The 13,471-nt window shown below is 71.9% G+C and carries 12 protein-coding genes and 1 pseudogene; 9 read left to right on the forward strand and 4 right to left on the reverse strand.

The features are described from left to right. The first annotated feature begins 52 nt into the window (after window positions 1–52). Complete coding sequence (locus tag ACWEOZ_RS38160) at window positions 53–376, forward strand: YciI family protein (protein ID WP_451915547.1); 324 nt, start codon at window positions 53–55, stop codon at window positions 374–376. Next, entirely contained in the window at window positions 373–1,602 is a 1,230-nt protein-coding gene (locus tag ACWEOZ_RS38165; RefSeq protein WP_451915548.1) for an RNA polymerase sigma factor, read from the forward strand. The genes ACWEOZ_RS38160 and ACWEOZ_RS38165 overlap by 4 nt, the downstream gene beginning before the upstream one ends. 11 nt (window positions 1,603–1,613) lie before the next feature. Here the strand turns inward: ACWEOZ_RS38165 and map are convergent, their stop codons facing one another. Further along, on the reverse strand, window positions 1,614–2,429 hold the full coding sequence (gene map, locus ACWEOZ_RS38170) for a type I methionyl aminopeptidase (protein WP_451915549.1): 816 nt from the start codon (window positions 2,427–2,429) through the stop codon (window positions 1,614–1,616). A 78-nt stretch (window positions 2,430–2,507) separates the two neighbouring features. Between map and ACWEOZ_RS38175 the strand changes: the two genes are divergently transcribed. The 5 genes from ACWEOZ_RS38175 to ACWEOZ_RS38195 all read left to right on the forward strand — a co-directional run bounded on the left by ACWEOZ_RS38175 (window position 2,508) and on the right by ACWEOZ_RS38195 (window position 7,305). Next, the gene (locus ACWEOZ_RS38175) at window positions 2,508–2,774 is read left to right on the forward strand and encodes a helix-turn-helix domain-containing protein (protein ID WP_360833978.1); all 267 of its coding nucleotides are present in this window, start codon (window positions 2,508–2,510) and stop codon (window positions 2,772–2,774) included. A gap of 119 nt (window positions 2,775–2,893) precedes the next feature. After that, entirely contained in the window at window positions 2,894–3,532 is a 639-nt protein-coding gene (locus ACWEOZ_RS38180; protein ID WP_451915550.1) for a hypothetical protein, read from the forward strand. Next, the gene (locus tag ACWEOZ_RS38185) at window positions 3,529–5,658 is read left to right on the forward strand and encodes a GAF domain-containing sensor histidine kinase (protein ID WP_451915551.1); all 2,130 of its coding nucleotides are present in this window, start codon (window positions 3,529–3,531) and stop codon (window positions 5,656–5,658) included. The genes ACWEOZ_RS38180 and ACWEOZ_RS38185 overlap by 4 nt, the downstream gene beginning before the upstream one ends. Beyond that, window positions 5,655–6,311 carry a response regulator gene (locus ACWEOZ_RS38190; protein ID WP_451915552.1) on the forward strand — a complete coding sequence of 219 codons (657 nt, stop codon included), beginning with the start codon at window positions 5,655–5,657 and terminating at the stop codon, window positions 6,309–6,311. Before ACWEOZ_RS38185 ends, ACWEOZ_RS38190 begins: the two co-directional genes overlap by 4 nt. 127 nt (window positions 6,312–6,438) lie before the next feature. Then, window positions 6,439–7,305 (forward strand): RNA polymerase sigma-70 factor, encoded by an 867-nt coding sequence (locus ACWEOZ_RS38195; RefSeq protein ID WP_451915553.1) that lies wholly within the window; start codon window positions 6,439–6,441, stop codon window positions 7,303–7,305. Between the two features lie 44 nt (window positions 7,306–7,349). On the opposite strand, the gene ACWEOZ_RS38200 is transcribed toward ACWEOZ_RS38195, so the two are convergent. After that, window positions 7,350–8,084 (reverse strand): SDR family oxidoreductase, encoded by a 735-nt coding sequence (locus ACWEOZ_RS38200; RefSeq protein ID WP_451915554.1) that lies wholly within the window; start codon window positions 8,082–8,084, stop codon window positions 7,350–7,352. A gap of 113 nt (window positions 8,085–8,197) precedes the next feature. On the opposite strand from ACWEOZ_RS38200, the gene ACWEOZ_RS38205 reads away from it, so the two are divergent. Further along, entirely contained in the window at window positions 8,198–9,604 is a 1,407-nt protein-coding gene (locus tag ACWEOZ_RS38205; protein WP_451915555.1) for a glucose-6-phosphate dehydrogenase, read from the forward strand. 54 nt (window positions 9,605–9,658) lie between these two features. Beyond that, window positions 9,659–10,221 (forward strand): annotated as a pseudogene (locus ACWEOZ_RS38210) (IS5 family transposase); the annotation flags it as partial. A gap of 152 nt (window positions 10,222–10,373) precedes the next feature. On the opposite strand, the gene ACWEOZ_RS38215 reads toward ACWEOZ_RS38210, so the two are convergent. After that, a complete protein-coding gene (locus ACWEOZ_RS38215) occupies window positions 10,374–12,731 on the reverse strand; it encodes a glycoside hydrolase family 65 protein (protein WP_451915556.1) in 2,358 nt (785 codons plus the stop codon). 32 nt (window positions 12,732–12,763) lie between these two features. Next, on the reverse strand, window positions 12,764–13,411 hold the full coding sequence (locus tag ACWEOZ_RS38220; protein ID WP_451915557.1) for an adenylate kinase: 648 nt from the start codon (window positions 13,409–13,411) through the stop codon (window positions 12,764–12,766). Window positions 13,412–13,471: the final 60 nt, after the last annotated feature.

Here is a 13,471-nt window from a genome sequence, read left to right on the forward strand (position 1 = left end):
GGGTGAAGCGGCCGCCCACCAGGGGGCCCGGAGCACAGGAGATGATCGTCAGATGCAGTACCTGGTTTCCGTCATCGACGACAAGAGCAATCCCGGCCGCACCGACCGGGAGCCCGCCATCAGCGCGTTCAACGAACGACTGATCGCCGAGGGCCACTGGGTGTTCGCGGGCGGGCTGGCGGACACCGGCGCGGCCACGGTCATCGACAACCGGGGTGAGCAGGCGGTGTTCAGCGACGGGCCCTTCGTGGAGTCGAAGGAGTACCTCGCCGGCGTCTGGGTGTGGGAGGCCCCGGACCTGGACGTGGCGCTGCGGCTCGCCACCGAGGCGTCGAAGGTCTGCGATCGCAAGATCGAGGTGCGGCCGTTCCTGTGACTCCGCTCGCCGGCGAGGCGGTCGCCCGGGCCCACCGCGCGGAGTGGGCGCGGGTGGTCGCCGCCCTGACCAGACGGTTCGGTGATCTCGACATCGCCGAGGAGGCGGCGGCCGAGGCGTTCGCGACGGCCGTCGAGCGGTGGCCGGCCGAGGGCGTGCCCCCGAATCCCGGCGCCTGGCTCACCACCACCGCCAACCGCAAGGCCATCGACCGGATCCGGCGCGAGAACAAGCGCGACGACAAGCACAAGGAGGCCCAGCTGGTGTTCGACGACGAACCGCCGGAGCCTCTCGGTGCCATCGAGGACGAACGGCTCCGGCTGATCTTCACCTGCTGTCATCCGGCGCTCGCGATGGAGACCCGGATGGCGCTGACCCTGCGGATGGTCGGCGGCCTGACCATGCCCGAGATCGCCCGCGCGTTCCTGGTGCAGGAGGCCGCCATGGGGCAGCGGATCACCCGGGCCAAGGCCAAGATCAAGGCGGCCCGGATCCCGTACCGGGTGCCGTCGGCGGAGGATCTCCCGGCCCGCGTCTCCGGCGTGCTCGCTGTGCTGTTCCTGGTCTTCAACGAGGGCTATCTGGCCACCGGGCCCGGCACCGATCCGGTACGGCACGACCTGACCGCCGAGGCGATCCGGCTCACCCGGCTGATCCGGGCGTTGCTGCCGGACGACGGGGAGGTGGCCGGGCTGCTGGCACTGATGCTGCTCACCGAGGCCCGCCGCACCGCCCGGGTCTCGGGCAGCGGCGAGCTGGTGACCCTGGGCGAGCAGGACCGCGGCGCCTGGGACCGGACCCTGATCGCCGAGGGCCACCGGCTGGTCCGCGAGCGCCTGGCCGCCGGGGTGGCCCCGGGCCGCTACCAGATCCTCGCGGCGATCAACGCCGTGCACACCTCGGCCCCCGACGTCCGCGACACCGACTGGTCGCAGGTCGTCGCCCTCTACGACCAGCTCATCCGGCTCGACCCGTCGCCGATCGTCGCGCTCAACCGGGCCATCGCCGTCGCCGAGCTCGACGGTCCCGAGGTGGCGCTGGCGGCGGTCGACCGCCTGGACGACAAGCTGGCCGGCTATCACGCCTACCACGCGACCCGGGCCGACCTGCTGCGGCGGCTGGGACGCGGGCCGGAGGCGCGCGAGGCGTACGGGAAAGCGATCGAGCTCGCGGGCAACACGGCCGAGATCGCCTACCTGAACCGCCGCCGCGACCAGCTGGCCTGACGCCGCCGTAGCTACCGCTGGTCGGCGAGCGTCGCCGGGGCCGCGGGGGAGTCCTCGCCGCCGGGACGCCCGGTCAGCACGCGGGGACCGGCCTCGGTGATCGCCACGGTGTGCTCCGAGTGCGCCGTCCGCGATCCGTCCGCCGACCGGATCGTCCAGCCGTCCTCGTCGGTCCGGATCTTGTCGGTGCTGCGGCAGAACCAGGGCTCGATCGCGATGGTCAGGCCCGGCTCCAGCCGCATGCCCCGGCGGGCGCGGCCGCTGTTGGCCACGTGCGGGGCCTCGTGCATGGTGCGCCCGATGCCGTGGCCGCCGAACTCGCCGTTGACGCTGTAGCCGTAGCGCCCGGCGACCTCGCCGATCGCGGCCGAGACGTCGCCGAGGTGGCCGCCGGGCCGGGCGGCCGCGACCCCGGCGGCCAGCGCGACCTCGGTGGCCTCGATCAGCTTCAGGTCGGCCGGGTCCGGGGTGCCGGCGATGACCGACAGCGCCGAGTCGGCGGCCCAGCCGTCGATGGTGACCGCCATGTCGATGCTGAGCAGGTCGCCGTCGCGCAGAACGTAGTCGTGCGGCAGGCCGTGCAGCACCGCGTCGTTGACCGACAGGCACAGCACGTGGCGGAACGGGCCCCGGCCGAACGATGGCGCGTAGTCCCAGTAGCAGGACACGGCGCCGCGCTCCTTGATCCGCCGGCGGGCGAGGTGCTCGAGGTCCATCAGGTTGACCCCGACGGCGGTGGCCGCGCCGAGCTCGGCCAGCAACTCGCCGACGAACCGGCCGGTCACGGCCATCTGTTCCACCTCTGCGGCGGACTTGAGCTCGATCACGACAGCCTCCCACTCTCTGAATGCGGTATTTTTATACCACGCTCGGCCGGGGCGCTCCCGGGGGACTATCCTGCTGGCATGGTTCGCCAACCGCTCACCGCCGAACAGATCGCCGCCGGCCGGCGACTCGGGGCCGCCCTCCGGGCCGCGCGAACGGGCCGCAGCCTCGTCGAGGTGGCCCTGGCGGCCGGCATCTCACCCGAGACGCTGCGCAAGATCGAGGTGGGCCGGCTCCCGGCACCGGCGTTCGGCACCGTGGTCAGCCTCAGCGAGGTCCTCGACATCCCGTTGAGCGAGCTGGCCGAGGTGTGGCTGGCCGGCACACCCGTCAGCCAGGCGTCCTAGCGGTTCGGGGCGGGACCGCTCGGCTGGGACGGCCGGGTCGCATTGTCTCTGGTGCCCGGGACGCCGGGACCGCGAGCGTTCAGCACATGGATGGTGTGTTGAAGCCCGAGGAGATTCCGATGCCCCTGCTGCAGACCCAGAACCCGCGCCGGACCCGGCTGGATGCCTGGTTGCTCGCGCTGTCGCCGCTGCCGTTCGTGGCCTGGCTGGTCGCCGTCGTGACGGTGATGTCCGGACCTGGCGTGACGGACTCCGCTGACCTGACCAGGGAACAGATGGCGTCCATCCGCGGCGGATGGTTGCTGATCTGGCCCCTGTACGCGGCGGCGGTGATCATCGGTGGTGCGGGGATGACATTGCTGAACCGAACTCTGCGAGGTACGGCCGGACACCGGTGGGCGGTGCTGTCCCAGGTCGCCTGCGGCATCTCGGCGATCGCCGTGCTGGCCAACCTCGTCCTCAGCGAGGTGGCGGGTGGGTTCACCGAGGCGCGGCTCGGCCTGAACGGCGCGTTCGAGGCGGCGCTGGTCGCGAGCTACGCATCGATCTGGGCGGCTGCGGCGGCCGTGGTCCTCACTGGGGTCGCACTGCGGGTGAGCGGTGTTCTGCGGCGCACCGGTCTGGTCGTGGCGATCATCGCCGGAGTGTTCCTGCTGCTTGATGCGCTGACCCGGGGCTTTCCGCCGTTCGTCGTGGCGTTGTTGTGGCTCGCCGTGGGAGTCGCGCTGCTGCGCCGGCGCGTAGCGTCTGCACCATGAACTCGACGGCGACCGTCCCGGCCGGGACGGTCGCAACGGGCGGTCCCGCCGGCGCGCGTGCACTGCGCGCCGGCCGGGTCGCCGTGATGGCGGTCGTCGGTGTCCTGCTGGCCGGGTTCGCCATCGGCATCGTGGTGTGGGCCGTCCACGCCGACGAGCTGCTGAACCTGTGGACGGCACCCGACGGATGGTCCTCACTCCAGGTTCGCGCGGTGCTGGCGAACTGGGGCATGCCGGTCGCGTGGTACGTCGGGTACTTCCTGACCTTGGAGGTGTTCCTGGTCGCGGTGAGTGTGGTCGCGGCCTGGTTCGTGCTGCGCGGCACTCTGTCGTGGTTCCGCCTGTATCTGGTCTCGGTCCTCATCCTGTTCGCGACCGCCGGCGGCGGGGTGCCGCTCGTCGTCGCCGCTGTCCACCCGTCTGTCGGTGCGCCCGTCGAGCTTCTCCAAGGCGTCGCGTGGATCGCGCTGCTGCCGCTGGCGTACCTGTTTCCGGACGGCCGGTTCGTCCCCGGCTGGAGCCGTTGGCTGGCCGCCGGCTGGGTCGCCTGGCTGGCTGTGGTCGTGGCGACCGGCTCGACCGGTGAGGGTCCGGTGGCCGGCGTCGTCCTGTTGACACTCTTCTGCAGCTGCGTGGTGGCGTCGGTGTACCGCTACGTGCGGGTCTCCGGGCCGGTCGAACGGGTGCAGACCAGGTGGATCGTGTACGCCGTCGCGCTCCGCGTCGGATACACCGTGCTCCTGGTGACAACCCCGATCGGCGGCGTGCAGGACGAGACGACGCCGCGAGGGCTCGCCACCTACGCCGGTTCGATGCTGGTGAGCTACCTGATCGCCGCCGCGCTCCCGGCCGCCATCGCGACCGCGATCGTGCGCTACCGGCTGTTCGACATCAACGTGGTGATCAGCCGCACTCTGGTGTACACGGTCCTGACGGCGTTCGTGGTGGGTACGTACGCCGTTGTGGTCGGCGGGGCAGGTGCGCTGTGGCACGGCGGAGGCGACATCGCCCTGCCCCTGGTGGCCACCGGGCTGGTGGCCACTGTGTTCAGCCCGATCCGTGAGCAGGTCCAGCGCCGCGTCAACCGGCTTGTCTACGGCGAACGCCACGATCCGTACGGCGTCCTCGCCCGGCTCGGCCGGCAACTGGCCACGCTGGTACAGCCGGAGGCGGTGGCGCCGGCCATCGTGGACGCGGTCAGCCGGGCGCTCAAGGCGCCTTACGTCGAGATCTCGTTGGGCTCGTCCGGGGACGTGGTCGCGTCGGCCGGGACGAAGACCCCCGGCAGCGAGACCTTCCCACTGCACCACCGTGGCGAGCGGCTCGGTGTGCTGACGGTCGGATATCACACCCACGCCGGCCGGCCGTCCACGCCGGACCGCCGTCTGCTGACCGACCTCGCCCACCAGTGCGGCGCTGCGCTCTACGCCGCGCAGGAGTCGGGCCGGGTACGCCGGCTCGCCGTCGACCTGCAGCACACCCGCGAGCAACTGGTCTCCGCCCGTGAGGAGGAGCGCCGCCACATCCGTCGTGAGCTGCACGACAGTCTCGGCCCGGCCCTCGGCGGCCACATGCTCGCCATCGACACCGCCCGAACCCTGCTGACCACCGATCCCGCCGCCGCTGACGAGCTGCTCCGTGACCTCAAAGCGCACAGCCAGGAGGCACTCGCCGAGGTCCGTCGGCTGGCGCGCCGGTTGCGGCCGCCGGCGCTCGACGATGTCGGGCTGACCGCTGCCCTCCGGCACACCTGTGAGCAGTACCAGCGGCACGGGCCGCAGGTCACCGTCGAGATCCCGGACCTGCCGGCGTTGCCCGCCGCGGTAGAGGTGGCCGTGTACCGCATCGCCCACGAGGCGCTCACCAACGTGGTGCGGCACGCCGGAGCCCGCACCTGCCGGCTGACGGTCTCATTGGCCGACCGGGTCCTGCAGGTCGACGTCACCGACGACGGCCGCGGCATCGCACGCGACGACCCGGCCGGTGTGGGGACAGCTTCGATGCGGGAACGGGCGGAAGAACTCGGTGGTTCCCTGCGCATCGAAGCCGTTTCCGGGGACGGCACCCGGGTCACGGCCCGGATACCGCTGCGGGACGACACCACGGGGACGGGCCTGAACACATGACCGAGATCCGGGTCCTGCTCGCCGACGACCATCCGATGTTCCGCTACGGTCTGCGCGCCGTCCTGGCGTCCGACCCCGACACCCTGCTCGTCGGCGAGGCCGGCACCGGCGAAGAAGCCGTTGACGCGGCACGCCGGCTGCAACCCGACGTCGTGCTCATGGACGTGGCGATGCCGGGCCTGAACGGCGTGGAGGCCACCCGCCGGATTCTGGCCGGCCATCCCCACATCAACGTCGTGGTCGTGACGATGTTCGACGACACCGCGTCCGTCCTGGCGGCTCTGCGAGCCGGCGCCCGCGGCTACCTCGTCAAGGGCGCCGATCGCGAAGAGGTCCTCCGAGCCGTGCACGCGGCCGCCGCCGGCCAGGCGATCCTCAGTGCCACCGCGGCCCAGCACCTCACCCAGCAGCTCGCGGCCGGTCCACCGGGCACCGGACCGACGCCGTTTCCCGCGTTGACCAATCGCGAGCACGACGTGCTGAGGATGCTGGCCGCCGGTTACACCAACAGCGCCATCGCCGAACGGTTCCGGCTCAGCGCGAAGACAGTCCGGAACTACGTCTCCACCGTGCTGGCCAAGCTGGAGGTCACCACCCGGGCCGAGGCGGTGCGCCGGGCCCGCGAGGCCGGCCTCGGCGGACCGGACCGGTGACAGCGACCACCGCGGACGGTGGCCCGGCCAATCCGATCGCGACATGCCGACGGTGTGCTGGTGTCCACCGCCTCGTCGGCCGACGATGGGCCCGGCGGCGGTCGCCGGATGACCGGATGGAGGCAGGGTGACGGAGGACCTCCAGGAGGCTGCGGCGGTCTTCGCGAGCGTACGGTCACGGCTGTTCGGCATCGCGTACAGGATGCTCGGCAGTGCCACCGAGGCCGAGGATCTGGTGCAGGACGTCTGGTTGCGGTGGCAGACGACCGACCGCAGCGTGGTCGTCAACCCGGGCGCGTTCCTCGCGACGACCGCCACCCGGCTGGCCATCAACGCCCTGCAGTCCGCGCGGGTGCGGCGCGAGACCTACGTCGGGCCGTGGCTGCCCGAGCCCGTCGACACCAGCGCCGACCCGTACCTGGGCGCCGAGCGCGGTGAGGCGCTGCAGCTCGCGACCCTGCTGCTGATGGAGAAGCTCACCCCCAGCGAACGCGCGGCCTACGTGCTGCGCGAGGCCTTCGATTACCCGTACGCGCAGATCGCCGGCATTCTCCAGTCGACCGAGCCCGCGGTGCGCCAACTGGTCAGCCGCGCCCGCAGGCACGTGAGCGGGGATCGGCGTACGCCGGTGAGTGCGGACGAGCAGAAGGAGCTGCTGACGACGTTCATCGCGGCTGCCCGTTCCGGGAACCTGAGCGCGCTGGAGAAGCTCTTCGCGGCCGACGTGACCAGCGTGTCCGACGGCAACGGCGCGTACCGGGTCGCCCGTCAGCCCGTGGTGGGCGCGGAGCGGGTGGCCAGGTTCCTCGCCGCGATCTCCACCTGGTTCTGGGACGACATCGACGTGCGGTGGGCGACCACCAACGGGCAGACCGCCGCCGTGTTCCGCCGCGGTGATGCCGTCTACGGCCTGCTCACCATCAGTGCCTCGGCCGAGGGTATCGACCAGCTGCTGTGGATCGTCAACCCCGACAAGATCGCGGCGGTGTCCTGACCGTGCCGGGCCCGCCCGGTGCTGCCGTGCGGGCCCGGCCGGGATCAACGGGCGAGCCACTCCCGGTACGACGTCTTGGCGATGACGGCGTCCTGCTCGGCGATCAGGGCGTCGCCCGGAGCGGCGGCGAACATGCCGGCGCTGTTGTCGGTGACCACGGTGCGCTTGTCCCCGTGGGCGGCCAGGGTGATCCGGCCCAGCTCGTCGAGGGCGAAGACCTCAGGACCGGCGACGTCGCGGGTGCCGTTCAGCGGCGAGCCGACGGCCACCTCGGCCACGGCCCGGGCGACGTCGGCCGCGGCCATGGGCTGGACGGGCGTGGCCGGCAGCCGGACCGTGTGCTCGTCGGAGGTCCAGGACAGCACCGCGTCGATGAACTCGAAGAACTGCGTGGCCCGGACGATCGAGTACGGCACCGGGCCGGCCTTGAGGATGTCCTCCTGCAGCACCTTCGCGCGGTAGTAGGCCAGGTCCGGCACCCGCTCGGCGCCCACGATGGACAGGATGACCGCGTGGCCGACCCCGGCGCGCCGGGCCGCGGCGAGCAGGTTGTCCATGGTCGTCCGGAAGAAGGCGGGGGAGGCGTCGTCGAAGGTCGGCGAGTTCGTCAGGTTGACGACGACGTCGGCGCCCCGCAGCGCCTCGTCCAGGCCCTTCCCGCTGAGCAGGTCGAGGCCGGTGGATGGCGAGTGCGGCACCGCCTCGTGCCCGCCCGCGTTCAGCATCTGTACCACCTGCGAGCCGATGAGCCCGGTGCCACCGATGACGGCGATCTTCATGTGCGTGACCTTTCTGGTCGGAGAGTTCGTCCACCCGCTACGACCGGACAGCCCCCGCCGTTGTGACAGCCGCGCGGAGATTAGTGCCGGGGCGGCCCGGGCATGGTGGGGGCATGACGACAAGATCTGCGGGGCCGGCCGGAGCCGGCGAGGAACAGAGCCTGCTCGTGCTCGGCGCCAGCGGCGACCTCACGGCCCGGCTGCTGCTGCCCGGACTGGGCGGGCTGCTCACCGCGGTCCCCGGCCAGCCCCTGTTCCTGCTGGGCAGCGGAATGGACGACTGGGACGAGGAGCGCTGGCGCAAGCGCGTCGACGACTCCTTCTCGTCGGTGTCCGCCACCGGCCCCCAGGTCACCGCCACGATCGAGGGCACGCGCTACATGCAGGCCGATGTGACCAAGCCTGAAGACCTGCGCCGTTTGCTCGACGCCTGCCGCGGACAGATCGTGATCTTCTTCGCCCTGCCGCCGGCCGTCACCGCGAAGGCCTGCCAGGCCCTGACCGGCCTCGACCTGCCGGCGGGCACCCGGCTGGTGCTGGAGAAGCCCTTCGGCACCGACACCGCCGGCGCCGAGCGGCTCAACCAGCTGCTGGCCACGCTGGTGCCCGAGGAGCAGATCCACCGGGTCGACCACTTCCTCGGCAAATCCACCGTGCTGAACATCCTGGGCCTGCGGTTCGCCAACCGCCTGTTCGAACCCATGTTGAACGCCGATCACGTCGCCAGTGTCGACATCGTCTTCGACGAGAGCCTCGCCCTCGAGGGCCGGGCCGGCTACTACGACTCCGCGGGCGCCCTGGTCGACATGGTGCAGAGCCACCTGCTGCAGGTGCTGGCCCTGCTCGCCATGGACGCGCCGCCCAGCATCGACGCGCGCGAGGTGCGCGACCGCAAGGCCCAGGTCCTGCGGGCCACCCGGCTGTGGGACGACGACGCCCGCACCTGCACCCGCCGCGCCCGGTACACCGCCGGCGAGATCGACGGGCGGCGGCTGCCCGCGTACGCCGAGGAGGCGGGCGTCGACCCCGGCCGGAACACCGAGACGCTGGCCGAGGTGGTGCTGACGGTGGACACCTGGCGGTGGGCCGGGGTGCCGTTCCGGCTGCGGTCCGGCAAGGCGATGAGCGCCACCCGCAAGGAAGCGGTCATCACGTTCAAGCAGCCGTCCCGGGTGCCCGACGGGCTGACCGGCTACGACCGGCCCGATCGGCTGCGGATCGGCTTCGGCCCGGACCGGCTCGCCGTCGACCTCAACATCAACGGCCCCGGCGACCCGTTCGAGATTGATCCGGTCACCCTCGATGCCGACTTCGGGCCGGGAGAGCTGCCCGCGTACGGCGAAGTGCTGCGCGGCGTCCTGGACGACGACCCGCTGCTGTCGGTCCGGGGTGACACCGCCGAGCAGTGCTGGCGGATCGTCGAGCCGGTGCTGAGCGCCTGGCGGGACGGGACGGTCCCGCTGCTGGAGTACCCGGCGGGCAGCGAGGGCCCGGACGACTCCCTGCTGGCGACGGACTAGGTTCTGTCTCTTAGATCATCGTGGCGATCATGAGCGTCGATCGTTGGATCCGGTGTGGCGCGTGGTGACCTGACGAACGAGGAATGGGCTGTGCTGGCGCCGTTGCTGCCGGCGCAGCCGGTCCAGGGCCGCCGGTGGCGTGACCATCGGGAGGTGATCAACGCGATCTGCTGGGTCAAACGCACCGGCTCACCATGGCGTGACCTGCCCGAACGCTACGGACCCTGGAAAACGCCGTACCAGCGGTTCCGCAGGTGGGCCGCCGACGGCACCTGGGCGAGGCTGAAAGCCCAGGTGGTGACGCTTGCCGAGCTCGATGACGACATCGATGGGGACGCCCACATCGACGCGACGATCGTGCGCACCCATCAGCACGCGGCCGGAGCGGCAAAAAGGGGATCAGCATCGCCGGAACACAGGCACGCGAAGGCATCGGACACTCCCGCGGCGGGCTGACCACAAAGATCCACACCCTCGCCGACGGCCGGGGCCGGTCCCTCGCCTCGCTGATCACACCGGGACAAGCCGCCGACACCCAGCAGTTGATTCCGTTGCTGAACCAGGTCCGGGTCGCCACGCCCGGGCCGGGGCGTCCACGAGTACGTCCGACCTCGTTAACCGGGTCGTAGCTTCAACCGGCGCAAGCACTGGCGCGGCCTGGCCACCCGCTACGACAAGCTCGGCGCCCACTTCAAGCCACCCTCGACCTCGTCGAAATGCTCGACTGGCTCCGCGCCGTACCCGACGGCCTTGATCTAAGAGACAGAACCTAGGGGGTGCCGGCGCGTTCGGGGGCGTAGCCCGGGGGCTGGTGGGGTGGCGGGAGCAGGGGTTCCAGGGCGGCGACGGGGCGCTGGACGGAGCCACCGGCGGTGAGCTCGATCGGCTCCCCGTAGAGCTTGATCGTCAGGCGGGCGTCGGTGCCGTCGCGCAGGCTCACCCGTACCGTTGTGGGGTCGGCCTCGACCAGCAGGCGCAGACCGCTGTGCCGCAGCCGGAAGCGCAGCCCGGTGATGCCCTGGGGCAGCCGCGGCGCCAGCGCGAGCACGTCGTCGTGCTCGCGCAGGCCGCCGAAGCCTTCGACGATCGCCGACCACGCCCCGGCCAGCGAGGCCAGGTGCAGCCCGTCACGGGTGTTGGCGTGCAGATCGCGCAGGTCGACCAGGGCGGCCTCCCAGGCGTAGTCGTGGGCCAGCTCCACGTGGCCGACCTCGGCGCACATCACCGCCTGGGTGCAGGCCGACAGCGACGAGTCGCGCACGGTGATGCGCTCGTAGTAGTCGACGTTGCGGGCCTTCTGCTCGGGGGTGAAGGCCTCCGGGCACCAGTGCAGCGCCAGCACCAGATCCGCCTGCTTGATCACCTGCCGGCGGTACAGCTGGAAGTACGGCGCGTGCAGCATCAGCGGCTCGCCCGGATGCTCGGGGGCGAAGTCCCACGGGGCATAGCGGGTGAAGCCGGCGGACTGCTCGTGCACGCCGAGCCGTTCGTCGTAGGGCACGTGCACCGCGTCGGCGGCGGCCTGCCAGACCGGCGGCTCGTCCGGGCGGACACCGAGCTGTTCGGCGGCCTCGGGCCGCCGGGCGCACGCGGCAACAGCGGCCCGCAGATTGCGGGCGGCCATCAGGTTGGTGAAGACGTTGTCGTCGGCGACCGCGCTGTACTCGTCCGGACCGGTGACGCCGTCGACGTGCCAGTGGCCGGCGGCGTCGTGGTGGCCGTGGGAGACCCACAGCCGGGCCGTCTCGACGAGGATCTCCAGGCCGCACTCGGCCTCCAGCGAGTCGTCGCCGGTGACCTGGCGGTAGCGTTCGACGGCGCGGGCGATCACCGCGTTCAGGTGCAGCGCCGCGGTGCCGGCCGGCCAGTACGCCGAGCACTCCTCGCCGTGGATGGTGCGCCACGGGAACGCCGCACCGGCCAGGCCGAGCGTACGGGCGCGGTGCCGGGCCTGGCCGAGGATGCTGTGCCGCCACCGCAGCGCGTCGGCCGTGGCGTGCGGGGCGATGTAGGTCAGCAACGGCAGGACGTAGCCTTCGGTGTCCCAGAAGGCGTGCCCGTCGTACCCCGGGCCGGTCAGTCCCTTGGCGCCGATGGCCCGCCGCTCGGCCCGGGCGCCCGCCTGGAGCACGTGGAACAGGCCGAAGCGGACCGCCTGCTGCAGCACCGGGTCGCCGTCGACCTCGACGTCGGCGGCGTCCCAGAAGTCGTCGAGGTACGCGCGCTGCTCGGCGGCGAGATCGTCCCAGCCGGCGTACTGCGCCCCGGTCAGCGCCGCGGCCACCTGGTCACGCAACGCCTGCGGCGACCGCCGGCTGCTCCACGCGTACCCGAGGAACTTGGTGATCCGCAGCCGCTCGCCGGGCCGCAGCACGGTGACCACCGTCGTGCGGGCCCAGTCCTCGCGGACGTCGGTCTCCTCGTCGTAAGCGCCGGGCGCGGTGACGGCGTGGTCCATGCCGGCCGCCATCAGCAGCTCGCTGCTGCGGGTGCGGTGCAGCAGCACCGCGCCGTGCTGCTCGGTGTCCTGGGCCACCGCGACCAGCGGACGGTCCAGCGCGGCGGCGACGCGCGGGTCCTTGGATTGCTGCGGCTGCTCCTCGTTGGCCACCAGGCCCGACTGCAGGGTGATCCGCACCTCGTGGCCGACCGCCTCGACCTCGTAGTCGACGGCGGCCACCGCGCGCTGGGTGAAAGAGACGAGCCGGGAGCTGCGGATCCGCACCCGTCGCCCGGCCGGTGACTCCCAGTCGACCTCCCGGCGCAGCACACCGGCCCGCAGATCCAGGACGCGCTCGTGGGCGTGCAGCCGGCCGTGCGCCACGTGGAACGGCTCGTCGTCGACCATCAGCCGGATCAGCTTGCCGTCGGTGACGTTGACGACGGTCTGTCCCTGCTCCGGATAGCCGTAGCCGCCCTCCGGGTACGGCAGCGGCCGCTGCTCGTAGTACGAGTTCAGATAGGTGCCGGCGATGACGTGCGGCTCGCCCTCGTCCAGGTTGCCGCGCAGCCCGATGTGGCCGTTGGCCAGCGCCAGCACCGACTCGGCCGGCCCGAGCCGGTCCAGCTCCAGGACGGCCTCGCGGACCTGCCACGCCTCGACCGGGAACCGGGCCTCGCCGATCATGTCGCCTCCGCTGCTGGTCCGGGCCGGGTCGGTCAGCTCTGGCCGAACGCGGCGCCGAGCCCGGTCAGGTCGATGGAACGCCGGGCGTTCTCGGGAACGAGGTCGACCAGCGTGCTCATGCTCTCCAGAGCGGTGAGCACCTGGTGCGCGACCTGGGCGACCGGGCGCATGGCGTCCACGGACACGAGGATCCCGCGGCTGCTGTACCACTCCACGATCGGGTACGTCACCTCGTGGTAGAGGGCCAGCCGCCGCCGGATGATCTCCTCGGTGTCGTCGGAGCGGTGTTCCAGCGCCGCGCGGGCCAGCAGCCGGCGGATCAGCTCGTCGTCGTCGGCCTTGAGGTGCAGCGCGACGTTCGCGGTCATCTCGAGGTCCTTGCCGACCTGGTAGAGGGCCCGGGCCTGGGCCATGTTGCGGGGCATCCCGTCCAGGACGTATCCGCCCTGGTCCCTGGCCTCCAGGAAGGCGTCGCGGACCATGTCCAGGACGATGTCGTCCGGGACCAGCTCACCGCGGTCCAGGTGGGCCCGGACGGCCGTGCCCAGCGGGGTCCGCCGGGCGACGTGATCACGCAACAGGTCACCGGTGGCGATGTGCGGCACGGCGAAATGGGTGGCGATCAGCGCACCCTGGGTCCCTTTTCCCGCTCCGGGAGGGGCGACGAGCAGCACCCGCATGGCTGTCCTCTCACCGGTCGGAGCACGTCCGTCTCACGATCACGTGGCTGTCCCGACGAT

The sequence above is a fragment of the Actinoplanes sp. NPDC004185 genome, assembly GCF_053603475.1.

Excerpts from the sequence above, each read along its gene's own strand:
- ACWEOZ_RS38220 (WP_451915557.1), bottom strand. The coding sequence starts at position 13,411 with ATGCGGGTGCTGCTCGTCGCCCCTCCCGGAGCGGGAAAAGGGACCCAG.
- ACWEOZ_RS38180 (WP_451915550.1), top strand. The coding sequence starts at position 2,894 with ATGCCCCTGCTGCAGACCCAGAACCCGCGCCGGACCCGGCTGGATGCC.
- ACWEOZ_RS38215 (WP_451915556.1), bottom strand. The coding sequence starts at position 12,731 with ATGATCGGCGAGGCCCGGTTCCCGGTCGAGGCGTGGCAGGTCCGCGAG.
- ACWEOZ_RS38200 (WP_451915554.1), bottom strand. The coding sequence starts at position 8,084 with ATGAAGATCGCCGTCATCGGTGGCACCGGGCTCATCGGCTCGCAGGTG.
- ACWEOZ_RS38205 (WP_451915555.1), top strand. The coding sequence starts at position 8,198 with ATGACGACAAGATCTGCGGGGCCGGCCGGAGCCGGCGAGGAACAGAGC.
- ACWEOZ_RS38160 (WP_451915547.1), top strand. The coding sequence starts at position 53 with ATGCAGTACCTGGTTTCCGTCATCGACGACAAGAGCAATCCCGGCCGC.
- ACWEOZ_RS38190 (WP_451915552.1), top strand. The coding sequence starts at position 5,655 with ATGACCGAGATCCGGGTCCTGCTCGCCGACGACCATCCGATGTTCCGC.
- ACWEOZ_RS38175 (WP_360833978.1), top strand. The coding sequence starts at position 2,508 with ATGGTTCGCCAACCGCTCACCGCCGAACAGATCGCCGCCGGCCGGCGA.
- ACWEOZ_RS38185 (WP_451915551.1), top strand. The coding sequence starts at position 3,529 with ATGAACTCGACGGCGACCGTCCCGGCCGGGACGGTCGCAACGGGCGGT.